Below are 24,888 nucleotides of genomic sequence, written 5' to 3'. Positions count from 1 at the left end.
GGAGACATTGCATGAACAAGGCGGTGGAGGTTACCGGCATCATCGACGAAAGCCGGTTCGGGCCGTATCAGCTCCTCGTGGTCACGCTCTGCGCATTGTGCCTCGTGATGGACGGCTTCGATGTGCAGGCGATGGGCTACGTGGCGCCGGTCGTGATCCGCGAGTGGGGCATCGCGAAGGAGACGCTCTCGCCGGTGTTCGGTGCGGGCCTCTTTGGCATGCTGGTGGGCTCGCTCACGTTCAGCACGCTCGCCGACAAGATCGGCCGCCGCCCGGTGTTGATCGGCGCGACGCTGTTCTTTTCCGCGTGCATGGTCGCGACGGGCTTCGCGCATTCGATCGCGCAACTGGTGGCCTGGCGCTTCGTCGCGGGGCTGGGTCTCGGCTGCATCATGCCGAACGCGATGGCGCTCGCGGGCGAGTACAGCCCGCGCCGCATGCGCGTCACGCTCATGATGATCGTCTCGTGCGGCTTCACGCTGGGCGGCGTGGTGGGTGGCCTGATTACCGCGGCGCTGATCCCCGCGTTCGGGTGGCGCGCCGTGTTCTTCGTGGGCGGCGCGATTCCGCTCGTGCTCGGCGTGCTGATGTGGCTCGCCTTGCCCGAGTCGATCCAGTTCCTCCTGTTTCGCGGCCGTGGTGAGCGCACGCAGGCGCGCGTGCGCCGCAATCTGTCCCGCGTGGCCCCTGCGCTCGCGTTGCCGGCCGGCGTGCAGTTCACGAGCGTGGAAACGCGCTCGCGCGGCGTGCCGTTCGTCGAGCTGTTCAAGGAAGGGCGCGCGCGGGTGACCGTGCTGCTGTGGGTCGTGAACTTCTCGAACCTGCTCGCCATGTATTTCCTCTCGAACTGGCTGCCGACCGTGATCCGCGACGCCGGCTATTCGACCCGGACCGCCGTGTTCGCCGGCACGGCGTTGTGGGGCGGCGGTGTGATCGGCACGCTGCTGCTCGGGCGCATCATCGACCTTGCGGGCTTCACGCGCGTGCTCGCCACGACGTTCCTGATCGCCATCGTCTCGACGGCCGCCATCGGCAATCCCGCTGTGATGGTCTCCGTGGCCGCGATCTTCGTGGCGATCTTCGTGACGGGCTTTACGATCATCGGCGGCCAGCCCGCGCTCAACGCGCTCGCCGCGACCTACTATCCGACCTCGCTGCGCTCGACCGGCATCGGCTGGAGCCTCGGCGTGGGGCGTATCGGCTCGGTCGTCGGCCCGGTGCTGGGCGGCGCGCTCCTGCACCTGCAGTGGTCGTCGTCGGCGCTCTTTCTCGCGGCGGCCGTGCCGGCCTGTGTGTCGCTCGCGGGCATCGTGGCGATTCATCGGGCGAATAGCGCTTCCAGGGGCACGATGGGAGGCGAGCGTGCGGCGGCGCAGATGGAGTGACTGGCGGCAGCGCCTGCGCAGGGCCGCACCGGCGCCTCGCACGCGTCACCCACGAGGGCTGAGCGCCCGCCGAGCACGCTCCCGGTCGAGAAGATAATCGCCTCGAAGCCCCGGCCATCGGGGTGAATTCCGACTTCTCGGCAGACGAATGCCGGCTTTATCGAAAACGAATTGTTGGCAGGCCGCGCCTGAACCACACTGATACCTGTCGCGATGCGGCGTGCCACGGCGCGCCGTACGCAGTCAAAGAGCAACGACGGGAGGTGACAGTGGTGAGGCGAGCGGCGCGCAAGATCAGCGATATCGCGCGGCATTGGGCGCAGGCGTCGCCCGAAGCCGTGGCGATACGCGAAGAAGCAAAGGTGACGAGCTTCGGGCAGCTCTGGAGCGACGTGGGGCAGGCGCAGCGGTTTTTGCGCGAGCAGGGCGTAGACGTGGGTGACCGCGTGCTCGTCGTGGCCGAAAACTGCGCGGCCGTGGTGACGCTGCTGTTCGCGCTATCCGAAATCGGCGCGTGGCCGGCCGTGGTCAATGCGCGGCTCTCGGAACGAGAGATCGAGACGATTCGCGCCCATTGCGGGCCGCGTCTCATGCTGTTTACGCATGGTGCTTCGCCCGACGCGCTGCGTCATGGCGTGCGCTATCGCGCGCGCGAGATCGCGCCCGCCGGGCTCGGTCCGCTGATGATGGCCGCGCCCGATCTCAACGCCGTGCGTGAGGCCGAAGCGCTCGCGCACGAGGTCGCGGTGCTCATCTACACGTCGGGCACGACGGGCCAGCCCAAGGGCGTGATGGCCACGCATCGCGGCCTGCTGCATTTCGCGCATGTCTCGGCGACATCGCGCGACATGACACAGGCGGACTGCGCGTACGCGGTCATGCCGATGTCGCATATTTTCGGACTCGCCACGCTGCTGCTCGCCACCTTCGAGGCGGGCGCGAGCCTGCATCTGGCCGCGCGCTTTTCGGCCGAGGAGGTCGTGAAAGCGCTCGCCGCCTCCGAAATCTCCATCCTGCAGGGGGTGCCGACGCTCTTCACGCGCATCGTCGCCTATGTGCGCGAGCACGGCGGCACGGTACATGCGCCCCGTTTGCGCTACCTGTACACGGGCGGAGGTCCGCTCGATCCCACGCTCAAGCAGCAGGTCGAAGCGCTCTTCGGCATGCCGCTGCATCACGGCTACGGCATGACTGAGTACGCGGGCTCGCTATTCATCACACGCATGGACCGTCCGCGCAAGGACGTGTCTTCGGGCGAGATCGTCGAGGGTGCCGAGTTGCGCGTGGTCGGGCCCGACGGTCACGATGTGCCGCGCGGCGAAGCGGGCGAGTTGTGGGTGCGCGGTCCCGGCGTCATGCACGGTTACTACCGCGAGCCGGGCCTGACCGCCGAAGTGCTCGATGCGGAAGGCTGGCTCAAGACCGGCGACCTCGGCCGGCTGGACGCGGACGGCGCGCTCTTCATCGTGGGCCGCTCGAAAGATCTCATCATCCGTTCGGGCTTCAACGTGTATCCCATCGAAGTCGAGTCGGTCATCAACACCTACGCAGCGGTGCGCCAGAGCGCCGTGGTGGGGCGGCGCGACGCCGAAGGCAACGAGGAAGTCGTGGCGTTCGTGGAAGCGAAGGACGGCGCGACGATCGACACGGCCGATCTCGCCCATTATCTGAGCGAGCGGCTCTCGGCCTATAAGCGCCCCTCGGAAATCGTGACCATCGACATGATTCCGACCACGGCCAGCGGCAAGCTGCAAAAGCAGCCACTGCGCGAAATGGCCAAACGCGCCGTGCGCGCTCACTGAGCATTCCTGTTTTTGTCATCCTCACGGGCGGCGTCGTGCCGCCCGATCAACGATTGCAGGGCATACACCATGATTCGCGACCAGGAAACGATGAACGTTCTGCTCGACAACGTCGCGCGCTTCGTGCGCGAGCGTCTCGTGCCGAACGAAGAGCGCGTGGCCGAAACCGATGAAATTCCGGCCGATATCGTCGATGACATGAAGGCCATGGGCCTCTTTGGCCTGACCATCCCGGAGCAGTACGGCGGGCTCGATCTCACGATGGAAGAAGAAGTGCTCGTGATGTTCGAACTCGGCAAGACTTCGCCCGCGTTTCGCTCGATCATCGGCACGACGGTAGGTATCGGCTCGCAGGGCATCGTGATCGACGGCACCGACGAGCAAAAGGCAACATGGCTGCCGAAGCTTGCGAGCGGCGAGATCATCGCGAGCTTCGCGCTCACGGAGCCGGGCGCGGGCTCGGACGCCGCCTCCATCAAGACGCGCGCCGAGCGGCGCGGCGACCACTACGTGGTGAACGGCACCAAGCGCTTCATCACGAACGCGCCGCAGGCCGGCATGTTTACGCTGATGGCGCGCACCAATCCCGACGAGCCGCGCGCGGGCGGCATCACCTCGTTCATCGTCGACGCAAAAACGCCCGGCATCAGCTTCGGCAAGCGCGACAAGAAGATGGGCCAGCGCGGCGCGCATACCTGCGACGTCATCTTCGAGGACGTGAAGGTGCCCGCGAAAAACATCATCGGCGGCAAAGAAGGTGTGGGCTTCAAGACCGCGATGAAGGTGCTCGACAAGGGGCGTATTCATATCGCGGCGATCTGCGTGGGCGTGGCGCAGCGCATGCTCGACGACGCGCTGCGCTACGCGATGGAGCGCGAGCAGTTCGGCGAGAAGATCGCCGAGTTCCAGCTCGTGCAGGCCATGCTCGCCGATAGCCAGACCGAACTCTACGCGGCGCGCTGCATGGTGCTCGACGCGGCGCGCCGCCGCGATGCCGGCCAGAACGTGAGCACCGAGGCCGCGTGCGCGAAGCTCTTCGCATCCGAAATGTGCGGGCGGGTGGCAGACCGCGCGGTGCAGATTTTCGGCGGCGCGGGCTATATGTCCGACTATGGCATCGAGCGTTTCTACCGCGATGTGCGCATCTTCCGCATCTACGAAGGCACCAGCCAGATCCAGCAGATCGTCATTGCGCGCAATATGATTCGGGCGGCCGGCGGGCGCTAGTCGAGAGGGGCGGCGCGCAGCACGCGCGCCGCGTCATGGGGCTATTCGAGGCGGCCGATGCCGTCGGCCACCAGCAGATCGACGAGCTTGCGCGCGAACAGCGGCAGCGCATCGCGGTCGGTCATGCAGATCTGCAGTTTGCGCACGGCCCACTCGTCGGTGAGCGGTACGATCTTGAGCGACATGGTTTGCGCGTGGCGGCGCGCCGTACCTTCGGGCAGCACGCCGATGCCGATGTTCGCCTCGATCATGCGGCACGCGGCTTCGAAATTGCCGATCTGGATGCGCCAGCGTATCGTGCGTTGCAGATCCGATGAGGCGCGCTTGAGAAACGAGAAAATCGCGCTCTCGTCGGGCGGCCCGATGAAGTCGTAGTCGAGCGTATCGGCAAACGCCATCTCGCTCGCTTGCGAAAGCGGGTGGCTGAGCGCGGTGACGAGCACGAGCCGGTCGCGCCGGTAGGGCAGCACCTGCAGTCCCTCGGTGCGCACATTGCCGGCCACGATGCCGATATCGATCGTGCCGTCCTGCACGGCGCGGACGATATCGGGCGAAAGGCGCTCGTGAATGTCCACGTACACGTCGGGATGATTGATCAGGTAGGTGCGCAGCACGGCAGGCAGGAACTCGCTCATCGCCGTGGTGTTCGCAAACACGCGCACATGGCCCTTCACCCCCTGCGAATATTCCTGCAAGTCTCCCGTGAGTTGCTCGAGTTGCTTGAGCACGCGGCGCGCGTGGGCGAGCAGCGTCTCGCCGGGGCCCGTTAGCGTGACCCCCTGGCTCGTGCGGCTCAAGAGCTTCACGCCCACCTGTTCTTCGAGATTCTTGATACGCGTGCTCGCCGCGGGCAGCGACAGGTGCGCGCGTTCCGCGCCGCGCGTGAGGCTGCTCGCCTCGGCTACGTGGGTGAAGAGCTTCAGGTCGACGAGATCGAAATGCATGGGTTGACTTGCCGTGACTCCAATGTCCGTCAGCTCGTTCGTTAGAGGGATGCGAAAAACATGAGGGGCGAGCAGACTCCAGCCATTATTGCGCCGCGGCGCAACGCACGCCATTAGCGATAGTACGGGTTAATCCTGGCCGAAACAGGCGTTCGGCATATCCAAATTGTGCCGCTTTGGCCGATGCGTCAAGCTGCAACACGAACGGCACAGCTTGCCGCATCACGATTCAAATCGAATGAATGCCCGGCGCAACGCGGGCTGGAGGAGCGAAAACGATGACGACGCAACGAATGCTGGACGGCAAGGTCGTGATGGTGACAGGATCGGGCGGCGGCATTGGCCGCGATATCGCGCTCATGATGGCGCGCCACGGCGCGAAAGTCGTGGTGAACGACGTGGGCGCCACGCTCACCGGCGAGGGCCATAACGACGGCCCCGCGCAAGCCGTGGTGAACGAGATCACGGCGTTCGACGGCCAGGCCACGGCGAACACCGACAGCGTGGCCGACGCCGCCGGCGCCGCCCGCATCGTGCAGAACGCGCTGGACGTGTTCGGCCGTATCGATTGCGTGGTGAACAACGCCGGCATCCTGCGCGACCGCTTTTTCCACAAGATGAGCGAAGAAGAGTGGGACGCCGTGCTCAAGGTTCACCTCTACGGCTCTTACTACGTTTCGCGCGCCGCCGCCGACCACTTCAAGGAGCAGCGCAGTGGGGCGTTCGTGCATATGACGTCCACGTCCGGGCTGATCGGCAATCTCGCGCAGGCCAACTATAGCGCCGCGAAGCTCGGCATTGCGGGCCTGTCGAAATCCATCGCGCTCGACCTGGAAAAGTTCGGTGTCCGTTCGAACTGCATCGCGCCGTTCGCGTGGAGCCGCATGATCAACTCGATCAAGATCGATTCGCAGGAACAGGAAGCACGCGTCGCCAGGATCAAGCAGATGACGCCCGCGAAGATCGCGCCGCTCGCCGTCTACCTCGCGAGCGAACAGGCCGCCGACGTGACGGGCCAGATTTTCGCGGTCCGCAACAACGAAATCTTCCTGATGAGCCAGCCGCGCCCCGTGCGTTCGGTGCATCGCGGCGAAGGCTGGACGCCGGAGACGATCGCCGAGCATGCCATGCCGGCGCTGCGCAAGTCGTTCCATACGCTCGATGTTTCCGCCGATGTCTTCAGCTGGGACCCCGTCTGATGACGCGCGGCCCGCGCGCGGCGCGCATCGTCGACGCCGCGCAGCTCGATTTCGCGCAGTACGTGCGCCCGGGCGACACGCTCGCATGGGGCCAGTGCGGTGCGGAGCCGTGCACGCTCACGGCGCTGCTGATGGCGCAGCGCAAGGCGATAGGCGGGCGCTTTCGCGTGTTCGTGGGCGCGTCGTGGTCCGACACGCTCGAGCCCGCGTATGCCGACTGCGTGGACTTCATGGCCTATGGCGCATCGGGTACGAACCGGCGGCTCGAACGCGAAGGCGTGCTCGACATCCTGCCGTGTCACTACTCGCAGTTTCGCAGCGTGCTGACGACGGGTCCGAACCGCATCGACGTGTTGCTGCTGCAAGTTGCCCCCGCCGATGAGGCGGGCCGCTACAGCCTCTCGATCGCCCATGAGTATCTCGTGCCGCTGATCGACAGTGCGCGCGTGGTCATTGCGGAGGTAAATGCGGTGGCGCCGTGGACCTTCGGCGAGCGCATGTTGTGCGGCGATGATTTCGACGTGCTGATCCATACCGACCGCGCGCCGCTGGAAGCGCCTGCCACGCAGGCCGGCGACATCGAGCGGCGCATCGCGCAGCACGCCGCATCCCTGATCGAAGACGGCTCGACAATCCAGTTCGGGCTGGGCGCGCTGCCCGAGGCCATCGTCGCGCAGTTGCGCGACCGGCGCGACCTTGGCGTGCATAGCGGCACCATCGGCGACGCCGTGGTCGATCTGATCGAAGCGGGGGTGGTGACGAATGCCCGCAAGCCGCGCGATCGAGGCGTGAGCGTGGCCGGCACGATGATGGGCACGCGCAAGGTCTACGCGCATGCGCACCGCAATGCGCAGATTCAGTTTCGCGCCACGGCCTATACGCACGACATCGACGTGCTCGGCAGCCTCGACCGGTTCGTGGCGATCAACTCGGCGCTCGAAGTCGATTTGACGGGGCAGGTCAATGCGGAAGCTGCCGGCGGTCGCTATGTGGGCGCCGTGGGCGGGGCGCTCGATTTCATGCGCGGCGCGGCGCGCTCGCACGGAGGCGTCGCGATCGTCGCGCTCGCAGCCAGCACGCGGCATGGCAGTCGCATCGTCGCGCGTCTTTCGGGGCCGGTCAGCACGCCGCGCAGCGACGCAGCGGTGATCGTCACCGAGCACGGCGTGGCGGACCTGCGAGGGCTTACGCTCGCACAGCGCGCTGAGCGCATGCTCGCCATCGCGCCGCCAGACTGGCGCGAACAGCTGGCCGCGCAACACCATGCGCGGCGGGATGCGATAGCGGTTTGACGGTACGCAGGCACACGACGCGGCGAACAACAACCAGACACCATGCAAAGGAATCCGAAATGAGAAGAGCAGCGATAGTCGCACCCGTACGCACGCCGGTCGGCACGTTCGGCGGCAGCCTGCGCCCTGTTTCCGTCGAAACGCTCGCGGCCACGGTGCTGCGCGAAACCATCGCGCGCAGCCGCTTGGACCCGGCACGCATCGAGGACGTGGTCTTCGCGCAATCGTATGCGAACAGCGAAACGCCTTGCATCGGCCGCTGGGCCGCGCTCGAAGCGGGGCTGCCCGTGCAGGTGCCCGGCATGCAGCTCGATCGCCGTTGCGGCGGCGGGCTGCAGGCGGTCGTGACCGCCGCGATGATGGTGCAGAGCGGCGCGGCGGACGTGGTCGTGGCCGGCGGCGTGGAAAGCATGAGCAATATCGAGTACTACACGACCGACATGCGTTGGGGCGCTCGCGCAGGCTCGGTGAAGATGCACGATCGTCTCGAGCGTGGCCGCGAACGCTCGCAGCCCGAAGCGCGCTTCGGCTACATCTCCGGGATGATCGAAACGGCTGAAAACCTCGCGAAGGAATACGGCATCACGCGCGAGGAAGCGGACGCGTACGCCGTGCGCAGCCACCAGCGCGCCGCGGCGGCATGGGAGTCGGGCCGTTTCGCCGACGAGGTGGTGGCGGTTTCGGTGCCGCAACGCAAGGGCGACCCGGTGCTGTTCGCACGCGACGAAGGCGTGCGCGCCGACGCAAGCGAGGCGTCGCTCGCGAAGCTCAAGCCGCTCATGAAAGGCGGCACGGTGACGGCGGGCAACGCGAGCCAGCAGAACGACGCCGCGGCTGCGTGCCTGATCGTCGCCGAAGACCAACTCGACAAACTGGGCCTCACGCCGCTTGGTTACCTCACGGGCTGGGCAGCTTCGGGATGCGAGCCCGCGACGATGGGCATCGGCCCGGTGCCGGCCGTGCAAAAGCTGCTGCACAAGACCGGGCTCACCTTCGATCAACTCGATCTCGTCGAACTGAACGAGGCCTTCGCGTGTCAGGTGCTCGCGGTGCTCAAGGGCTGGGGCTGGCACGACGAAGCGCGGCTGAACGTGAACGGCTCGGGCATTTCGCTCGGTCATCCGATCGGCGCGACCGGCGTACGTATGCTCACGACCTTGCTTTACGAACTGCAGCGCCGCAAGGGCCGCTATGGCCTCGAAACCATGTGCGTAGGCGGCGGCCAGGGCATCGCGGCGATTTTCGAGCGGGCGGCTTGAGTACGAACGCTCTTCGCATCCCTACGGAACATAACAAGGAGGAGACGATGCTCGATGCACTCAACGCGCAGCTCGCCCGGCTGCAAACGCATCCGTTCTATGCGGGACGTCTTCCGGGCAGCGTTGCGAGCGCGGCGGAGTTCGCCGAGCGCGTGCCGCTCATGACGCGCGCCGAACTGGTGGCCGAGATGCATTGCCCCGGCTACGGCGCGTTTGCGCCGGCCGTTCCGCCGGTGCGCGTTCACCTCACACCGATGGGCGCAACGCTGGTGCCGATCCTGCAGAGCGCGGCCGATCTGCGTGCCATCGAAGCCGCGTGTGGGCAGCATCTCGACGCGTGCGGCATCGGTCCCGGCGACGTGTGCATGGTGACGTTCGGCTATCACCTCTTCGTTGCGGGGCTTTTCTATCAGACCCAGATGGAAGCGCGCGGCGTGGCGTGCATTCCGCATGGCCCGGGCGAGACCGAGCGCGCGGCACGTGTCGCGCAGCAATGCGGCGTGACGGTGCTGGCCGGCAACCCGTCGCATGCGCTCAAGCTCATCGAAGCGGGGTGCCCCGTGCCGCGCGTGTTCTTCGCGGGTGGCGAAGCGTTCACGGGCAATGCCGCGCTGTACGCCCGCGTGCGCGAAGCGATGCCGGGCACGTTGTTGATCGACAGTTACTCGCTTTCCGAATGCCTGCCGGTGGCGCGGACATTCCCCGGTGGTACGGGGGTGCATGTGTTCGACGAACTGCTGTACGCCGAAGTCATCGACCCGGACACCGGCAATCCGGTTGCCGAGGGCGAACGTGGCGAACTCGTGCTCACGCATCTGAACAAGGAACTGCAACCGCTCGTGCGCTATCGCACTGGCGACCTCACCATGCTCGAGCGCACTGCGCCCGTGCATGGGCGCACGGTGTCGCTGCCGCGCGTGGTGTTCGGCCGCGCAGATTCGATGGTGAAGATCAAGGGCGTGAAGGTCTACCCATCCGAATTGAAGACGGTGCCGCTGGGCCTGGAGGGCGCGACGGGCGCCTATCGGCTCGTGGTCGGCACTAAGACTCATGGTGGCGACCATCTGACGCTGCAGGTGGAAGGGACGGTGCAGGGCGGTGCGATCGAGGCCATAGCCGAGCGCTTCAAGCGCCAGACGCTCATACACGCGGACGTCATCGAGACGGTCGCGAAGCTCGAAGGCGCGGCACTCGTAGAAGATCAACGGAGAGAGACGACATGAATGCAAGCGCAACGCACACCCCAACCCCGTGGCGACTCGTCGTAGGCGGCCACAGCTACGCGGACTTTTCCATTTCGGTGTCGCCGGCCGTCGAGCGCGCCGTGGCCGAGAATCTCGTACCGCCCACGGTCTATCTGAACGTCTTCAACGAAGACAGCATCACCGTAGGCGTGAACGAAGATCCGAACCAGGTGCTCGATCTGCCGTTCTGCCGCGACAACAACGTGCTCGCGCGGCGGCGCGTGAGCGGCGGCGGCGCGATTTACGCGGGGCGCGGCTCGGCATTTCTCGCGTTCTATCTGCCCATCGGTCTGCCCGGCGTGCCCCAAACGGCGGCGCAAGCGTTTCAGACGATACTGGGCCACGTCGCCGAAGCGCTACGCGATGTGTTCGGCCTGCAAGCCGCTTATCGGCCGCTGAACGACGTCGAGATCGACGGACGCAAGCTCGTGGCCACATCGCTGAAGATCGAAGGCGGCGTGCTGACGTTCCGCATTTTGCTGAACGTGAAGGCGATCGACACGGCAATCGCGGCGCGCGCCATGCCCATGGCGCCAGAGAAGGTGAAGGACAAGAAGCACAAGGATCTCGGGTCGCGCTACACGTTTCTGGAGCAGGAACTCGGCCGCGAGGTGAGCGCCGATGAGTTGACCGCGTGGGTCACGGCCTGCGTTCGCCGCACGTTCGGGGAAGTGGCGCTCGTATCTGGCGCGCTCGGCAGTGAAGAACTCGTTTTTGCCCAGCAATACGAGCGCGAGTTGCACGAAGAGAGCTGGTTCCATGAGAAGAGCGAGGCCGCGCGTTACAGTCCAATCAGCGCGCTGGGAGACCGTATCGTGCGCGGACGCGAAAAGGCGCCGGCCGGGCTGATCTGGCTGAGTCTGCTCGTGCGTGACGGCACGGTGGTCAAGGCGATCGTCAACGGCGACTGGCACCCGCGTCCGCTGGCTTCGGTCGCCTGGCTCGAAGACGGCTTCACCGGACTTGCCGCCACGCGAGAAGCCTGCGCGGCGCATATCGAGGCATTTCTCGCGCGTCCCGACGTGGAGTTCGCAGGCGTCGAGCCGGTGCATCTCATCACGGCGCTCGACAAGGCGCTCGCTGAACTCGCAAGCGTAGGGGTGAGCGCATGAGCGAAAAAACCTTGCTGGTCGAACAGGACGCGGGCGTCGCGACGCTCACGTTCAATCGTCCGGAAGCGAAGAACGCCCTCAGCGGTGAGATGCGCGTGGAATTGCTCGATGCCGTGCAGCGCATACGTGCCAACCGCGGCGTGCGTGCGGTCATTTTGCGCGGCGCGGGCGATGACTTCTGCTCGGGCGGCGACGTGCGCGGCATGAACGTGACGAGCGCCGAAACGGGACGCGACCGGATCGACGACCTGCATGGCTGGGTGAGCATGCTGATCGACCTCGACCGCCCGGTGATCGCGGCCGTGGATGGCGTGTGCTACGGCGCGGGCTTCAGCTTCGCACTCGCCGCCGATTTCGTGATTGCCAGCACGCGGGCGCGCTTTTGCATGCCTTTCATGAAAGTCGGTCTCGTGCCCGATTGCGGGGCGTTCTATACGCTGCCGCGCGTGGTGGGACTCGCGCGCGCGAAGGATCTCGTCTTTACGGCGCGCGAGGTACGCGCCGCAGAAGCGAAAGAGATCGGCGCGGTGCTCGAAGTCGTCGAGCCCGAACAGCTCCATGCACGCGCTACGCAGGTCGCGGCCAGTCTCGCGACGGCGTCGCCCATTGCGTTCGGTCTGGCCAAGCGCGCGTTGAATCAGTCGCTTGGCAGCGACCTGCGCGCGATGCTCGAAATCGAGTCGGCGGCGCAGGGCATTGCGTTCACGACCGAATTCCATCGCGAAGCCGTGAAGCGCTTTCGCGAGAAGGCCGACCCGCTCTTCAAGTGGCCCGCCGCCGAGGCCTGATCTTTCATCCCACGCACCGCCATGACGATCGACTATCACACCCTGCGCAACTGGCCGTTCAAGGACGTCGAGCAAACCTATACCGCGCGCGACGCCATGCTCTACAGCCTCGCTGTGGGATACGGCGCCAATCCCGTCGATCCGGACGACCTGGCATTCGTCTACGAAAAAGAGTTGCGCGTGCCGCCGACGCTTGCCGTCGTGCTCGGCTTTCCCGGCTTCTGGGCGCGCGACCCGCGCTCGGGCATCGACTGGGTGCGGCTATTGCACGGCGAGCAGAGCCTCGTGATGCACAAGCCGCTGCCGCCGGCCGCAACGGTGATCGGCCGCTCGCGTATCACGCGGGTGGTCGATAAAGGCGCAGGCAAGGGCGCGCTGCTCGAAATCCAGCGTAGCATTACCGACAAGGCAAGCGGCGACCTGTATGCCACCGTCACGCAGCTCACGTTCTGCCGTGGGGACGGCGGCTTCAGCGCGGACAACGGTTTGAGCGACGAAGCGCCCGCGCCGCCGCCGCCGATGCCCGAGCGCGCGCCCGATCATCATTGCGATCTGCCGACGCGCCCGGAAACGGCGCTGATTTATCGCCTGTGCGGTGACGACAACGCGTTGCATGCCGACCCGCAGGTCGCACGCGCGGCGGGTTTCGAACGGCCTATCCTGCACGGGCTCGCCACGTGGGGCGTGGCCGCGCATGCCGTGCTCAAGACGATGTGCGCGAGCGACCCGCAACGCCTCGTGGCGTTTCACGCACGCTTTACGGCACCTGTGTATCCGGGCGAGACGATCCGCACCGAGATGTGGCGAGATGGCGACGAAGTGAGTTTTCGCGCGCGCGTGCTGGAACGCGACGTGCTCGTGCTCAACCATGGGCGCGCGCAGTTGCGCTGAGCGCTATTCTGTATAACGAAGGAAATCAGGACTATGGCCCGTCAACCGAAACCGCTCGTGCGCTCCGATATCGCGTACAGCACGCCCGATCGTATCGTCGTGCGAGGCAAGAGTCTGCCCGACGAAGTGCTCGGCCACATGAATCTCGGCGACTTCGCGTTTCTGCAACTCACGGGCAAGGCGGCCACGCCGCAGCAGTCCGCGATGTTCAACGCCATCGTCATCACGCTCGTCGAGCACGGCATGACGCCAAGCGCCATCGCCGCGCGCATGACCTATGCGGGCGCGCCCGAGTCGCTGCAGGCGGCTGTCGCCGCGGGGCTATGCGGCCTCGGCTCGGTGTTCGTCGGCAGCATGGAAGGCGCGTGCCGCATGCTATCCGAAACGCTGCCTTATGACGGCCAGTGCGACGACCTGGAGAAACTCGCAGTCGATACCGTCGCCGCATGGCGCGCGCGCGGTACGCCGATTCCGGGGCTCGGCCATCCGCTGCACAAGCCCATCGATCCCCGCACGCCGCGCCTTTTTGAACTGGCCGCGCAAAACGGCATGTCGGGGCGCTATGTGACGCTCATGCAACTCATTGGCGCGGAGGCCGAGCGTGCGTCGGGCAAAGCACTGCCGATCAATGCGACGGGTGCGATCGGCGCGATTTGCTGCGAATTCGGCTTCCCGTGGCGTATCGTGCGCGGCTTCGGTGTGATGGCGCGCGCCATTGGCCTCGTGGGTCATCTGCTCGAAGAAGGCGAGCGCCCCATGTCGTTCGAGTTGTGGCAGCGCGTGGAAGACGAAGCCTCCGCCCATCTGCGCGGCGAAGCGTGAGGCCTGCGCGCGGCCGTGGTTGAAAGCCGCGTGCAAGTATCGGGCCGCGATGGTCGGGGGATTAACGAAAGCGAAAGGGCCGATTCGGCAAAGGCAACTTCGCGAAACGATGTGAGCCGTTCATAGTATGGCCAACAGTCTCGAATCGGAGAAACGCCATGCCGGAATCGCAAACGCCAACGCTCAGTGCGTGGCTCGACAAGACCGAAACGCTCACCGACGATATCACCGCGTTTCCGCTGCGCGCCCTCGCGGCCACGCTCGATCGCGAAGCCCCCGATAGCGCCGTGCCGCCGCTGTGGCACTGGCTCTATTTTCTGCCCGTCTCGCCGCTCGCGCAAGCGGGTCCCGATGGCCACCCGAAACGCGGTGGCTTTCTGCCGCCGGTCGAACTGCCGCGCCGCATGTGGGCGGGCGGACGCCTTACCTTTCACGCGCCGCTGCGCGCGGGCAGCGAGGCCGCGCGCACCTCTACCATCGCGAACATCGAGGATAAGACCGGCCGTAGCGGCCGTCTCGTGTTCGTGACCGTGCAGCATCGCTACGAGAGCGGCGGGGCGCTGTGCATCGAGGAAGAGCACGACATCGTTTATCGCGACGCGCCGCAACCCGGCGCGAGCGCGCCCAAGCCGGTAGTGACACCCGAAGGCGAGACATGGTCGCGAACGCTCACCGCCAGTGCGCTCATGCTGTTCCGCTATTCCGCGCTGACCTTCAACGGTCATCGCATTCACTACGACTTCCCGTACGTCACGCAGGAAGAGGGCTATCCGGGCCTCGTCGTGCACGGCCCGCTCATCGCCACGCTGCTGCTCGACCTCGTGCACCGCGAGCGGCCCGACGCCACCATCGCAACGTTTGCGTTTCGCGCGGTACGGCCCACGTTCGCAGGCCACGCGTTCACGCTGTGCGGCAAGCTCGCGGACGACGCGCGCTCGGTCGAACTCTGGGCGAAGGACCACGACGGCTATCTGACGATGCAGGCCACCGCCACGCTGGCCTGAACGGCAACACGAACTACATAGCGAATTCATATCGATCATGCAAACCACGCAACAAGATTCGTTTCAGGACATCCGCGAAGCCGTGCGCGATCTGTGCCAGCAGTTCTCCGGTGAATACTTCCGCAAGATCGACGAGGCGCGAGGCTATCCCGAGGCATTCGTCGACGCACTCACGAAAGCGGGCTGGCTCGCTGCGCTGATTCCTCAGGAGTACGGCGGATCGGGTCTGGGCCTGACCGAAGCTTCGGTCATCATGGAAGAGATCAACCGCTCGGGCGGCAACTCGGGTGTCTGTCACGGCCAGATGTACAACATGGGCACGCTGCTGCGCCACGGCTCGGCCGAGCAAAAGCGCAAGTACCTGCCGAAAGTCGCGAGCGGCGAACTGCGCCTGCAATCGATGGGCGTGACTGAGCCCACGACGGGCACCGATACCACGAAGATCAAGACGACGGCGGTACGCAAGGGCGACCGCTACGTGATCAACGGGCAAAAGGTGTGGATTTCGCGCGTGCAGCATTCGGACCTCATGATCCTGCTTGCGCGCACCACGCCGCTTGCCGACGTGAAGAAGAAGTCCGAAGGCATGTCGGTTTTCGTGGTGGACCTGCGCGAGGCGATCGGCAACGGCCTCACCGTGCAGCCGATTCTCAACATGGTCAATCACGAGACCAACGAACTCTTCTTCGATAACCTCGAAATTCCGGCGGAAAACCTGATCGGCGAGGAGGGAATGGGCTTCAAGTACATCCTCGACGGCCTGAACGCCGAGCGCACGCTGATCGCGGCCGAGTGTATCGGCGACGGCTACTGGTTCATCGACAAGGTGAGCGCCTATGCCAGGGAGCGCATCGTGTTCGGGCGGCCGATCGGACAGAACCAGGGCGTGCAGTTTCCCATCGCGCGCGCGTTCGTCAACGTCGAAGCCGCGAGCCTGATGCGCTTCGAGGCCGCGCGCCGCTTCGACGCGCACGAGGCCTGCGGCGCGCAGGCCAATATGGCGAAGCTGCTCGCCGCCGACGCTTCGTGGGAAGCCGCGAATGCATGCCTGCAGTTCCACGGCGGTTTTGGCTTCGCCTGCGAGTACGATGTGGAGCGCAAATTCCGCGAGACGCGCCTCTACCAGGTCGCGCCGATCTCGACCAACCTGATCCTTTCGTACGTGGCGGAGCATGTGCTCGGCCTGCCGCGTTCGTTCTGACCGGAGGCGCGCGCCATGAGACCACTCGACGGTATCAAGGTCGTCACGCTCGAACACGCGATCGCTGCGCCTTTCTGCACGCGCCAGCTTGCCGATCTCGGCGCGCGCGTGATCAAGATCGAGCGGCCTGGCGTCGGGGACTTCGCGCGCGGCTATGACGAGCGCGTGCATGGACTCGCATCGCACTTCGTGTGGACGAACCGCTCGAAGGAAAGCCTCTCGCTCGACGTCAAGCACAAAGAGGCCGCGCCGATCCTCGACGCGCTGCTCGCCGACGCCGACGTGCTCGTGCAGAATCTCGCCCCGGGCGCCGCCGCGCGACTTGGGCTGAGCTACGAAGCGCTCAGCGAGCGTTACCCGAAGCTGATCGTGTGCGACATCTCCGGTTACGGCGACGACGGCCCTTATCGCGAGCGCAAGGCCTACGACCTGCTGATCCAGAGCGAATCGGGCTTCCTCTCCATCACGGGGTCGCCCGGCGAGCCCGCGAAGGCAGGCTGCTCGATCGCCGATATCGCCGCAGGCATGTATGCCTACTCGAACATCCTCAGTGCGTTGCTGATGCGCGGTCGTACCGGGCGCGGCTGCCGCATCGACGTTTCGATGCTGGAGAGCATGGTGGAGTGGATGGGCTATCCGCTCTACTACGCGATCGACGGGCAAAGGCCTCCGCCACTCGCAGGCGCTTCGCACGCGACGATCTATCCTTATGGGCCGTTTCCCGCCGGCGACGGCAAGTCGGTGATGCTCGGCCTGCAGAACGATCGCGAATGGAAGCTCTTTTGCGAGCACGTGCTGCTGCAGCCGGAACTCGCCACCGATGAGCGCTTTGCCGCGAACTCCCAGCGTTCCGCGCGCCGTGCGGAACTGCGCGAGCTGATCGTCGATGCGTTTTCGAAGCTGACCGCCGCGCAGGTCATTGAACGGCTCGACCGCGCCGGCATTGCCAACGCCCAGATGAACACGATGGCCGATGTTTGGGCGCACCCGCAACTGCAGGCACGCGAGCGCTGGCGCGAGGTGCAGACCTCGGCGGGGACCGTTCCGGCGCTGTTGCCGCCGGGCGTGCCTTGCGCATTCGACGCCCGCATGGATGCGGTGCCCGCGCTCGGTCAGCATACCGAATCAATCCTGCGTGAGCTTGGCTATGACGCGGCGCGCATCGGCGCGCTGCGCGAAGCCGGAGCCATCTGATCGCGTCTCGCGCTTCGCAAACCGACTCCACTGAACTACGCTGCCATGACAGATCATCCCAGCCGCGCGCTCGCGGCCTTCGCCTCGCAACTGCGCTTCGACGCGATTCCGACTCACGTGGTCGAGCGCGCCGTCAATCTTTACGTGGACTGGCTCGGCTCCGCGCTGGGCGGAAAGGGCGCGCGTCCGGTCGAAACGATTGCGCGCTTTGCACGTGCCGCGCGCGGTGGCACCGACGCGCAGGGGCCGTGCGACATCATCATCGACCGCACTCGCACCACGGCGTATTTCGCCGCGATGACCAACGGCGCCGCTTCGCATTTCGTCGAGCAGGACGACGTGCACAACGGCTCGGTGCTGCATCCGGCTACTGTCGTGTTTCCGGTGACGCTGGCACTCGCGCAGGCACTGGGCGCCTCGGGACACGAGTTCATCGCAGCCTCGGTGGCGGGTTACGAGGTGGGCATCCGCGTCGGCGAATTCATGGGACGTTCGCACTACAAGATATTTCACACGACTGGCACCGTGGGCACGATCGCGGCTGCCGCCGCCGCGGGCCGTCTGCTCAAGCTCACACCTGAGCAGCTGCTCGACGCATTCGGATCGGCGGGCACGCAGGCGAGCGGCTTGTGGGAGTTCCTGCGCGACGCGGCCGACTCGAAGCAGTTGCACACGGCCATGGCGGCTGCGAATGGCCTGATGGCCGCCCAGCTCGCGGCGGACGGGTTTCGCGGCGCGCAGCGCATTCTCGAAGGTGCACAGGGCATGGCGGCGGGTATGTCGAGCGACGCCGATCCCGCGAAGCTGGTCGATCGCCTGGGCGAGCGTTGGGCCACGGTCGAAACGTCGTTCAAGTATCACGCGGCGTGCCGTCACACACATCCGGCCGCTGACGCGCTGCTTTCCGTGATCGAAGCGCACGGTCTGAATCCCGACGATATCGCGGGCGTGACAGCGCATGTGCATCAAGGCGCCATCGACGTGCTCGGCAGCGTGGTCGTGCCGAGCACCGTTCACCAGGCGAAATTCAACATGGGGACGGTGCTCGGACTGGTCGCCTATCGCGGCTATGCAGGCGTGAACGAGTTCGAGCGCGACTCCTCGGCGGACGATATCGCCGCGTTTCGCGAACGCGTGACGATGGCGCTGGACGAGGAAGTGGATCGCGCATATCCCGCCCGCTGGATCGGCAAGGTGAGCGTGACGACGCGCGACGGCCGGACGTTGCAGGGCCGCGTGGACGAGCCGAAGGGCGATCCGGGCAATACGCTCTCGCGCGAGGAGATCGGCGCGAAGTTCGTGCGGCTCGCGGCATTTTCGGGCGCAGCGAGCGAAAGCGATGCGCAGCGTCTGCTCGACGCGGCATGGGGCATTGCCGAGGCGCAGCGCGTGGGCGCGCTGTTCGGCGAGAGGATGGGTGTATGAGCGCCGTGCTTTCCCGCTCGTATCTCTTCGTACCGGGCAACCGGCCCGAGCGCTTCGAGAAGGCGCGTGGCGCAGGGGCGGATGCCGTGATCTTCGATCTGGAAGATGCGGTTGCGCCGGACCAGAAGGGCGCGGCGCGCGACGCCGTGCTTGTGTCGCTGGACCCCGTGCGCCCCGTGTGGGTGCGCGTGAACGGCACCGACACGCCCTGGTTCGCCGATGATGTCGCCGCCCTCGCGGGACATGCGGGCGTGGCGGGCATCATGTTGCCGAAGGCGGAAAGCGCGGAGCAGGTCGCGGCGGTGCGCTCAGGCGCGCACGGCGCGCTACACCTGTTGCCGATCGTGGAAACGGCGCGCGGCATTGCGGGCCTGGACGCAGTGTGTCGCGCACAAGGCGTGCTGCGCGTCGCGTTCGGCACGCTCGACGTTCAGGTGGATATGGGTATCGACGGCGACGGCGAGGAACTCGACGCGTTCCGTTCGCAGATCGTGCTGGCCTCGCGCCTTGCGGGCATTGCGGCGCCCGTGGACGGTGTTTCGACCGTATTCGACGATGCCGGTCTTCTCGAGCGTGAAGCACGGCGTGGACGGCGATTCGGCTACGGCGGCAAGCTTTGCATTCATCCGAAGCAGATCGAGCCTGTGCATCGCGCGTACGCATGGAGCGAGGCGGAGCGCGCATGGGCGCAGCGCGTGCTCGATGCGGTGCAGGCGAGCGGCGGGGCGGCGGTGGCGCTCGAAGGCAAGATGGTCGACATGCCGGTGATCCTCAAGGCGCGGCGGATTCTGGGTGCTTGAACGCTTGCCGTCGTCGTAGAAGTTGCTGCGATGAAGTCGATAAAGAAGGCGCCTTGTTTTCACAAAGGCGCCTTCCGTTTTTTGCTGCCAGCCTGGCGGCGGTATTAGCCGATTGCCCGAGCGAGTTCCGGTACGGCCGTGAACAGGTCGCCCACGAGGCCGTAGTCGGCCACGCTGAAAATCGGCGCTTCTTCGTCCTTGTTGATCGCGACGATGACCTTCGAGTCCTTCATGCCGGCCAGATGCTGGATCGCACCCGAGATGCCGACGGCCACGTACAGCTGCGGCGCGACGATCTTGCCGGTTTGACCGACCTGGTAGTCGTTCGGCACGTAGCCAGCATCCACCGCCGCGCGCGATGCGCCGAGTGCGGCGTTGAGCTTGTCCGCGAGCGGTTCGAGAACCTTCGTGTAGTTCTCGCCGCTGCCGAGACCGCGGCCGCCCGAGACGATGATCTTCGCGCTCGTGAGTTCCGGACGGTCGAGCTTGGTCACTTCGCGGCTCACGAATTGTGAAAGTCCGCTGTCGGCTGCGGCTTCGATCTTTTCGATCGCTGCGTTGCCGCCAACGGCAGCGACTGCATCGAACGTCGTCGAACGGACCGTGATGACCTTGATCGGATCGACCGACTGCACCGTCGCGATGGCATTGCCCGCGTAGACCGGACGCTCGAACGTGTCGGCGCTGTGCACCACGATGATGTCGCTGATCTGGGCGACGTCGAGCTTCGCGGCGACACGCGGCGTGACGCTCTTGCCCGCTGCCGTTGCCGGAGCCAGGATGTGCGTGTAGTTCTTTGCAATGCCAAGGATCGTCGCTTCGACGTTTTCCGCGAGACCTTGTTCGAGTTGGGGCGCGTCGGCAAGCAGCACCTTTGCGACGCCTGCGATCTTCGCGGCGGCATCCGCTGCGGCTTGCGCATTGTGGCCCGCGACCAGCACGTGCACGTCGCCGCCAATTTTCTGTGCTGCGGCGACCGTGTTCAGCGTTGCAGCCTTGATCGACTGATTGTCGTGTTCGGCTATTGCCAGATTCACCAGATTCGTCATTTGTTTCGCTCCCCTTACAGCACCTTGGCTTCGGTTCTCAGCTTCTCGATCAGCGCCGCAACGTCGGGCACCTTCAAGCCTGCCGAACGCTTCGGCGGCTCGGCAACCTTCAGCGTCTTCAGACGCGGCGCGACGTCGACACCCAGGTCTTCAGGCTTGAGCGTCTCCAAAGGCTTCTTCTTCGCCTTCATGATGTTCGGCAGCGTGACGTAGCGCGGTTCGTTCAAGCGCAGGTCCGTGGTGACGACCGCGGGCAGCTTGAGCGACAGCGTTTCCGCGCCACCGTCCACTTCGCGCGACACGGTCGCGTTGCCGTCAGCCACGACCACCTTCGAGGCGAACGTCGCTTGCGGCAAGTTTGCCAGCGCAGCGAGCATCTGCCCGGTCTGATTCGAATCGTCATCAATGGCTTGCTTACCGAGGATGATCAGCGACGGCTGTTCCTTCTCGACGAGCGCTTTCAAAAGCTTCGCCACGGCGAGCGGCTGCAGATCGTCGTTCGACTCCACCAGCGCGGCACGATCCGCGCCGATAGCGAGGGCCGTGCGCAGCGTTTCCTGGGCCTGCGAAACACCGCACGAAACGGCAATGACCTCGGTCGCCACGCCGGCTTCCTTCAGACGCACCGCTTCTTCAACGGCAATTTCATCGAACGGGTTCATCGAAAATTTCACATTGGCGATATCCACCCCCGTGCCGTCCGACTTCACTCGGACCTTCACGTTGTAATCGACCACGCGCTTGACGGGCACCAGAATTTTCAAGCTCTCTCTCCTCGATAGGGGCAATGCTTTCGTCACTGTGACAGACGCGTGAGCTGCGCGGAATTCAGCTTTGCGGAAGGCGTGCTTCGAGCACGCTAAAGCGGCACCGCGCAACCTGCATGGGCGCGAAGCGTCGCATGAAAGCAGCGCGCGTCGCAATCGTCCGTTCGAACGAAGCGGCGCGCGTGCAGGGGAAGGGGGGAGCGTCAGTGCTTCTTGTCGCGCACGAAGCGCAGTGCGAAGCGCACGAGCCGCGGCATGGTCACCGGGCGCAGCAGACGCTTGTCGTAGCCCGCAAAGCGCCGCTCGTTCTCGGCGAGACACAGGTGCATGAGTTCCGGTACGCTGATGTCCACGTCCGTCACCTGCTGCGCGCCGTTCATCGTGAAGTTGTTGTCGTGCCGGTGTTCGTTGCCCTCGGCATCCATGGCGCGCGCGAGGCCAACGCGTTCCCACGCCAGAAAGGCCCAGACGCCGGCCACCTTCAACTCGAAGCGAATGCGTTGCCACCAGGTGAGCCGGACTCGGTGCCAGGCCACCCAGTTCGCGAACAGCAGGATATGGCGGCATTCTTCCTGCATGACGGGCTCGAACGTGTCGATGAGTTCGGGCGGAAAGAGGCCCGAGCGTCGCGCCACTTCGAAGAGGCCGAACGCGAAGAAGCTGTCCACGCATTCGCTGTAGCCCGTCACGAGGTAAGCCCATTCGGCGTCCTTGGGGTAGACGTAGGGCGGCTCGCTCGCGAGCTTGATGCCGTACGCCGCCACCATGCGCGAGAGCACTTCCTTGTGGCGGTTCTCCTCCCACGCGTTGAGTGCGAGCGCGTCGCGCATTACGGCGTCGTCGAGCGAGGCGGCATAGGCGGCCATGCGCAGGCGCGCGCGGCCTTCCGTTTGCACGGCGATGTCCCAGATGGGCAGATCGGTAATGCGCTTGAGCGCCGCGGCTTCGAGCTGCGGCCAATCGAGTACCGAGGGCCGGTAAGGATTGAAGGTCTCGCGGAACATGCGGCACATTTCGTCGCGATGCACGTCGGAGCCCGGCGTGAGCGCACCGGTGACACGGCTCGTCCAGTGGCGCGTGTTGCGCTCGGCGGCGTCGAGCGTTTCGCGGTCCGGACGCTCGACGGGCAGCGCTGGCGCGTGGAAGCCGGGAATCAGTTGCGACGCATCGAAGGCGTCGAGGATCAGGTCGTCCATCTCGCTGTTCTTTTGCTGGCGGCAAAGGCACGCAGTGCAGAAGAGATTGCAGTCGTCGCAAGAGCTTACTTCGAACCGGCGCGATGCGCGATGAGCGCGACGTGCCGTCGAATCGTTAGCTATCGTTCAGACGTCGCGCAAGAAGGCCGACTGCCGCTTCCGATCGAGTCTGTCTCGTTCGGCGCAATAACGGGCCGCCCCATATCGAATCGTTGAACAATCGCGGCGCGAACGAGCGGGCCTGAGCATGGCGGTGCGGCACGCTTGCCGCGTGGGGTAGCGGGTCGTCATGTAAAACGCGGCACACGCGGCAAGTGCGCTCGCCGCGCATCGCGCTTTCGTGGACTTCAACGCAATTGCGCAAAGGCGATCAACAGCACCATCCCGCCGATAGCGCCGTCGAGCACGCGCCATGCACCCGCACGCCGGAACAGCGGCGCAAGCACGCGTGCGCCGTAGCCGAGCGCGACGAACCACACCGCGCTCACGGACATCGCGCCGATCGCGAAGGCGAGGCGGCTGCCTTGCGGTTCTCTCGCGCCAGCCGTGCCGATCAGCAGGAAGGTGTCGAGATACACGTGCGGATTGAGCCAGGTGAACGCGAGCGTCATGAGGATGATCGGCCAGGCGCGCTGTTCGGGCGCATCCGCCGCGGCATGGCTGTCCAGCACCGCGTGCGACGGGCGCACCGCACGGCGCAGCGCGCCGATGCCGAACCACACGAGCCAGGCGAGCCCCACGTACAGCACGATGTGCACGAAGGTCGGATAGCGCTCGACGAGCGCCGAAGCGCCGCCTACCCCCGCGCCGATCAGCACGAAATCGGACAGTGTGCAGAGCAGGACGATCTTGCCGACGTGCGAGCGCAGGATGCCCTGACGCAGCACGAACGCATTCTGTGCGCCGATCGTGACGATGAGCGAGGCGCAGAGCGCCGCGCCGTGAGTGAAAGCGAGCCAGTTCATGACGGTTGCGAAGAAAGTAGGCGCCGCGGGCGGCGCGGTGCGCAGCGCCTGCGGTCATTGGACATCGACAGGGAATGGCGTTAGTCTGCCGCCAGGAGCCGCATAAGCAAAGCTCATTTTCATTAACCGGATTAAGGAACGCTAATGCTCGACTATGCCTTGCTCGATGCGCTCGCCGCAGTCGTGCGGCATGGTTCATTCGATCGCGCCGCGGGCGCACTCAACGTTACGCCCTCGGCGGTTTCGCAGCGCGTGAAGCTGCTGGAGGAGCGCGTGGGCACTGTGCTAGTGAAGCGCGGCCAGCCTTGTGTCGCGACGGCTTCCGGCGCGCTGCTGTGCCGTCACACGGAGCGCGTGCAATTGCTCGAGGCGGAGCTGGGCGGAGCGATGCCGACCTTCACGAGCGCGCTGGGGGCGGCGCGGCCGACGCTACGGGTGGCCGTGAACGACGACAGCGTGGGTACCTGGTTCATCGACGCCGTGGCGGGCTTCTGCGTCGAGCGCGGCGTTCTGCTCGACCTCGTGATCGACGACCAGGATCACACCGCGCAACGCATGCGCGACGGGAGCGTGCAGGGCGCCGTCACGACGCAGGCCGAGCCCGTGCAGGGCTGCCGCTCGACGCGCCTCGGGCGCATGCGCTACCTCGCGGTGTGCTCGCCGGCGTTCTTCGAGCGGCATTTCGCGCAAGGGGTGACGCGCGACACGCTGCGCCACGCGCCGTGCGTCGAGTTCAATCCCAAGGATCAACTGCAAAAGCGCTTCATTCGCCGCATTACGCGCGCGCAGATCGACGCGCCGCTGCACTGGATTCCTCATGTGGCCGGGTTTCTGCGCTGCTGCCTGAACGGTCTGGGCTGGGGCATGTGCCCGGAGCGCATGATCGCGCCGCATCTCGCGCGTGGCGAACTCGTCGAGCTCACGCCCGGCCGCGCGCTCGACGTCGAACTGTACTGGCAAAGCTGGCGGCTTTCCATTGGCTGGCTCGACGACTTCGGCGCCATGCTCAAGGTGCGCGCCGGCGAATTTCTCGATCAGGGCCGCGGGACATAAGATGCGCGCCGCGCGATAGCTTCATTCGTTTGTCTTTATCCACGGATTCAATGGTGGATTAGTGTGCTGACTTTCGGTGCGCACGACAGGGCTCGTAACATCACCGTTTTGTTGCTATTTCTCTCCTGCGAGTTGCACAATGTCAGCATTGGGTCGCGGCAATGCATCTAAAGCAATATCCGAAATCCATTAATTGCTTTTCGAATAGTGGAATGCTTCGATATTCTATGGGTGTGGAGAATGCAAGCTTCGTGCGAGAATTTCGCGTC

Annotated in this window: 22 protein-coding genes; 17 read left to right on the top strand and 5 right to left on the bottom strand. The window is 65.5% G+C overall.

Annotated elements, in window-relative coordinates; translation table 11 throughout:
* Nucleotides 1-11 precede the first annotated feature (11 nt).
* The 3 genes from AB4Y36_RS00200 (at nt 12) to AB4Y36_RS00190 (ending at nt 4,414) form a co-directional block, all read left to right on the top strand.
* Nucleotides 12-1,385 (top strand): MFS transporter, encoded by a 1,374-nt coding sequence (locus AB4Y36_RS00200; protein WP_368682069.1) that lies wholly within the window; start codon nt 12-14, stop codon nt 1,383-1,385.
* Nucleotides 1,386-1,654: 269 nt separating this feature from the next.
* Nucleotides 1,655-3,187, top strand: coding sequence for a class I adenylate-forming enzyme family protein (locus tag AB4Y36_RS00195; protein WP_368682068.1), 1,533 nt, complete (start codon nt 1,655-1,657; stop codon nt 3,185-3,187).
* A gap of 69 nt (nt 3,188-3,256) precedes the next feature.
* The gene (locus AB4Y36_RS00190) at nt 3,257-4,414 is read left to right on the top strand and encodes an acyl-CoA dehydrogenase family protein (RefSeq protein WP_368682067.1); all 1,158 of its coding nucleotides are present in this window, start codon (nt 3,257-3,259) and stop codon (nt 4,412-4,414) included.
* A gap of 41 nt (nt 4,415-4,455) precedes the next feature.
* On the opposite strand, the gene AB4Y36_RS00185 is transcribed toward AB4Y36_RS00190, so the two are convergent.
* Nucleotides 4,456-5,358 (bottom strand): LysR substrate-binding domain-containing protein, encoded by a 903-nt coding sequence (locus tag AB4Y36_RS00185; protein ID WP_342945534.1) that lies wholly within the window; start codon nt 5,356-5,358, stop codon nt 4,456-4,458.
* A 293-nt stretch (nt 5,359-5,651) separates the two neighbouring features.
* On the opposite strand from AB4Y36_RS00185, the gene AB4Y36_RS00180 reads away from it, so the two are divergent.
* The 13 genes from AB4Y36_RS00180 (at nt 5,652) to AB4Y36_RS00120 (ending at nt 19,589) form a co-directional block, all read left to right on the top strand.
* Nucleotides 5,652-6,557: an SDR family NAD(P)-dependent oxidoreductase gene (locus tag AB4Y36_RS00180; protein ID WP_368682278.1), complete on the top strand. Its 906-nt coding sequence runs from the start codon at nt 5,652-5,654 to the stop codon at nt 6,555-6,557.
* Nucleotides 6,557-7,849: an acetyl-CoA hydrolase/transferase family protein gene (locus AB4Y36_RS00175; RefSeq protein ID WP_368682066.1), complete on the top strand. Its 1,293-nt coding sequence runs from the start codon at nt 6,557-6,559 to the stop codon at nt 7,847-7,849. The genes AB4Y36_RS00180 and AB4Y36_RS00175 overlap by 1 nt, the downstream gene beginning before the upstream one ends.
* Before the next feature lie 59 nt (nt 7,850-7,908).
* On the top strand, nt 7,909-9,108 hold the full coding sequence (locus tag AB4Y36_RS00170; protein ID WP_368682065.1) for an acetyl-CoA C-acetyltransferase: 1,200 nt from the start codon (nt 7,909-7,911) through the stop codon (nt 9,106-9,108).
* A 47-nt stretch (nt 9,109-9,155) separates the two neighbouring features.
* Nucleotides 9,156-10,331, top strand: a complete 1,176-nt coding sequence (locus tag AB4Y36_RS00165; protein ID WP_368682064.1) for a phenylacetate--CoA ligase family protein — start codon at nt 9,156-9,158, stop codon at nt 10,329-10,331.
* Nucleotides 10,328-11,464 carry a biotin/lipoate A/B protein ligase family protein gene (locus AB4Y36_RS00160; protein WP_368682063.1) on the top strand — a complete coding sequence of 379 codons (1,137 nt, stop codon included), beginning with the start codon at nt 10,328-10,330 and terminating at the stop codon, nt 11,462-11,464. Before AB4Y36_RS00165 ends, AB4Y36_RS00160 begins: the two co-directional genes overlap by 4 nt.
* Nucleotides 11,461-12,252, top strand: coding sequence for an enoyl-CoA hydratase/isomerase family protein (locus AB4Y36_RS00155; RefSeq protein ID WP_368682062.1), 792 nt, complete (start codon nt 11,461-11,463; stop codon nt 12,250-12,252). The genes AB4Y36_RS00160 and AB4Y36_RS00155 overlap by 4 nt, the downstream gene beginning before the upstream one ends.
* Nucleotides 12,253-12,273: 21 nt before the next feature.
* Nucleotides 12,274-13,143, top strand: coding sequence for a MaoC/PaaZ C-terminal domain-containing protein (locus tag AB4Y36_RS00150; protein WP_069262468.1), 870 nt, complete (start codon nt 12,274-12,276; stop codon nt 13,141-13,143).
* Between the two features lie 33 nt (nt 13,144-13,176).
* Entirely contained in the window at nt 13,177-13,965 is a 789-nt protein-coding gene (locus tag AB4Y36_RS00145; RefSeq protein WP_133183498.1) for a citryl-CoA lyase, read from the top strand.
* Nucleotides 13,966-14,123: 158 nt separating this feature from the next.
* Complete coding sequence (locus AB4Y36_RS00140; RefSeq protein ID WP_368682061.1) at nt 14,124-14,969, top strand: MaoC family dehydratase N-terminal domain-containing protein; 846 nt, start codon at nt 14,124-14,126, stop codon at nt 14,967-14,969.
* Between the two features lie 37 nt (nt 14,970-15,006).
* Nucleotides 15,007-16,170: an acyl-CoA dehydrogenase family protein gene (locus AB4Y36_RS00135; protein WP_368682060.1), complete on the top strand. Its 1,164-nt coding sequence runs from the start codon at nt 15,007-15,009 to the stop codon at nt 16,168-16,170.
* 15 nt (nt 16,171-16,185) lie between these two features.
* Nucleotides 16,186-17,364, top strand: coding sequence for a CaiB/BaiF CoA transferase family protein (locus AB4Y36_RS00130; RefSeq protein WP_368682059.1), 1,179 nt, complete (start codon nt 16,186-16,188; stop codon nt 17,362-17,364).
* A gap of 45 nt (nt 17,365-17,409) precedes the next feature.
* Entirely contained in the window at nt 17,410-18,789 is a 1,380-nt protein-coding gene (locus tag AB4Y36_RS00125; protein ID WP_368682058.1) for an MmgE/PrpD family protein, read from the top strand.
* Nucleotides 18,786-19,589: a CoA ester lyase gene (locus AB4Y36_RS00120; RefSeq protein WP_368682057.1), complete on the top strand. Its 804-nt coding sequence runs from the start codon at nt 18,786-18,788 to the stop codon at nt 19,587-19,589. The genes AB4Y36_RS00125 and AB4Y36_RS00120 overlap by 4 nt, the downstream gene beginning before the upstream one ends.
* A 104-nt stretch (nt 19,590-19,693) precedes the next feature.
* Here the strand turns inward: AB4Y36_RS00120 and AB4Y36_RS00115 are convergent, their stop codons facing one another.
* From AB4Y36_RS00115 to AB4Y36_RS00100, 4 genes are all read right to left on the bottom strand, one after another.
* Entirely contained in the window at nt 19,694-20,629 is a 936-nt protein-coding gene (locus AB4Y36_RS00115) for an electron transfer flavoprotein subunit alpha/FixB family protein (RefSeq protein WP_368682277.1), read from the bottom strand.
* A gap of 23 nt (nt 20,630-20,652) precedes the next feature.
* The gene (locus AB4Y36_RS00110) at nt 20,653-21,402 is read right to left on the bottom strand and encodes an electron transfer flavoprotein subunit beta/FixA family protein (RefSeq protein ID WP_368682056.1); all 750 of its coding nucleotides are present in this window, start codon (nt 21,400-21,402) and stop codon (nt 20,653-20,655) included.
* 206 nt (nt 21,403-21,608) lie between these two features.
* Nucleotides 21,609-22,601, bottom strand: coding sequence for a hypothetical protein (locus AB4Y36_RS00105; RefSeq protein WP_069262459.1), 993 nt, complete (start codon nt 22,599-22,601; stop codon nt 21,609-21,611).
* A gap of 347 nt (nt 22,602-22,948) precedes the next feature.
* Entirely contained in the window at nt 22,949-23,566 is a 618-nt protein-coding gene (locus AB4Y36_RS00100; RefSeq protein ID WP_342945549.1) for a LysE/ArgO family amino acid transporter, read from the bottom strand.
* A 144-nt stretch (nt 23,567-23,710) separates the two neighbouring features.
* Here AB4Y36_RS00100 and AB4Y36_RS00095 point away from each other — a divergent pair, with 144 nt between their 5' ends.
* On the top strand, nt 23,711-24,619 hold the full coding sequence (locus AB4Y36_RS00095) for a LysR family transcriptional regulator ArgP (protein ID WP_069262457.1): 909 nt from the start codon (nt 23,711-23,713) through the stop codon (nt 24,617-24,619).
* Nucleotides 24,620-24,888: the final 269 nt, after the last annotated feature.

The sequence above is a fragment of the Paraburkholderia sp. BR10936 genome, from assembly GCF_040965735.1.
In the GTDB taxonomy this organism is placed as follows: Bacteria; Pseudomonadota; Gammaproteobacteria; order Burkholderiales; family Burkholderiaceae; genus Paraburkholderia; species Paraburkholderia nodosa_A.
This window is presented reverse-complemented; position numbering and strand designations above follow the sequence as displayed.

What these genes read in the sequence shown, in the direction of transcription:
- AB4Y36_RS00200 (WP_368682069.1), top strand. Translation starts at nt 12, where the DNA reads ATGAACAAGGCGGTGGAGGTTACCGGCATCATCGACGAAAGCCGGTTC.
- AB4Y36_RS00190 (WP_368682067.1), top strand. Translation starts at nt 3,257, where the DNA reads ATGATTCGCGACCAGGAAACGATGAACGTTCTGCTCGACAACGTCGCG.
- AB4Y36_RS00185 (WP_342945534.1), bottom strand. Translation starts at nt 5,358, where the DNA reads ATGCATTTCGATCTCGTCGACCTGAAGCTCTTCACCCACGTAGCCGAG.
- AB4Y36_RS00180 (WP_368682278.1), top strand. Translation starts at nt 5,652, where the DNA reads ATGCTGGACGGCAAGGTCGTGATGGTGACAGGATCGGGCGGCGGCATT.
- AB4Y36_RS00175 (WP_368682066.1), top strand. Translation starts at nt 6,557, where the DNA reads ATGACGCGCGGCCCGCGCGCGGCGCGCATCGTCGACGCCGCGCAGCTC.
- AB4Y36_RS00170 (WP_368682065.1), top strand. Translation starts at nt 7,909, where the DNA reads ATGAGAAGAGCAGCGATAGTCGCACCCGTACGCACGCCGGTCGGCACG.
- AB4Y36_RS00165 (WP_368682064.1), top strand. Translation starts at nt 9,156, where the DNA reads ATGCTCGATGCACTCAACGCGCAGCTCGCCCGGCTGCAAACGCATCCG.
- AB4Y36_RS00160 (WP_368682063.1), top strand. Translation starts at nt 10,328, where the DNA reads ATGAATGCAAGCGCAACGCACACCCCAACCCCGTGGCGACTCGTCGTA.
- AB4Y36_RS00155 (WP_368682062.1), top strand. Translation starts at nt 11,461, where the DNA reads ATGAGCGAAAAAACCTTGCTGGTCGAACAGGACGCGGGCGTCGCGACG.
- AB4Y36_RS00150 (WP_069262468.1), top strand. Translation starts at nt 12,274, where the DNA reads ATGACGATCGACTATCACACCCTGCGCAACTGGCCGTTCAAGGACGTC.
- AB4Y36_RS00145 (WP_133183498.1), top strand. Translation starts at nt 13,177, where the DNA reads ATGGCCCGTCAACCGAAACCGCTCGTGCGCTCCGATATCGCGTACAGC.
- AB4Y36_RS00140 (WP_368682061.1), top strand. Translation starts at nt 14,124, where the DNA reads ATGCCGGAATCGCAAACGCCAACGCTCAGTGCGTGGCTCGACAAGACC.
- AB4Y36_RS00135 (WP_368682060.1), top strand. Translation starts at nt 15,007, where the DNA reads ATGCAAACCACGCAACAAGATTCGTTTCAGGACATCCGCGAAGCCGTG.
- AB4Y36_RS00130 (WP_368682059.1), top strand. Translation starts at nt 16,186, where the DNA reads ATGAGACCACTCGACGGTATCAAGGTCGTCACGCTCGAACACGCGATC.
- AB4Y36_RS00125 (WP_368682058.1), top strand. Translation starts at nt 17,410, where the DNA reads ATGACAGATCATCCCAGCCGCGCGCTCGCGGCCTTCGCCTCGCAACTG.
- AB4Y36_RS00120 (WP_368682057.1), top strand. Translation starts at nt 18,786, where the DNA reads ATGAGCGCCGTGCTTTCCCGCTCGTATCTCTTCGTACCGGGCAACCGG.
- AB4Y36_RS00105 (WP_069262459.1), bottom strand. Translation starts at nt 22,601, where the DNA reads ATGGACGACCTGATCCTCGACGCCTTCGATGCGTCGCAACTGATTCCC.
- AB4Y36_RS00100 (WP_342945549.1), bottom strand. Translation starts at nt 23,566, where the DNA reads ATGAACTGGCTCGCTTTCACTCACGGCGCGGCGCTCTGCGCCTCGCTC.
- AB4Y36_RS00095 (WP_069262457.1), top strand. Translation starts at nt 23,711, where the DNA reads ATGCTCGACTATGCCTTGCTCGATGCGCTCGCCGCAGTCGTGCGGCAT.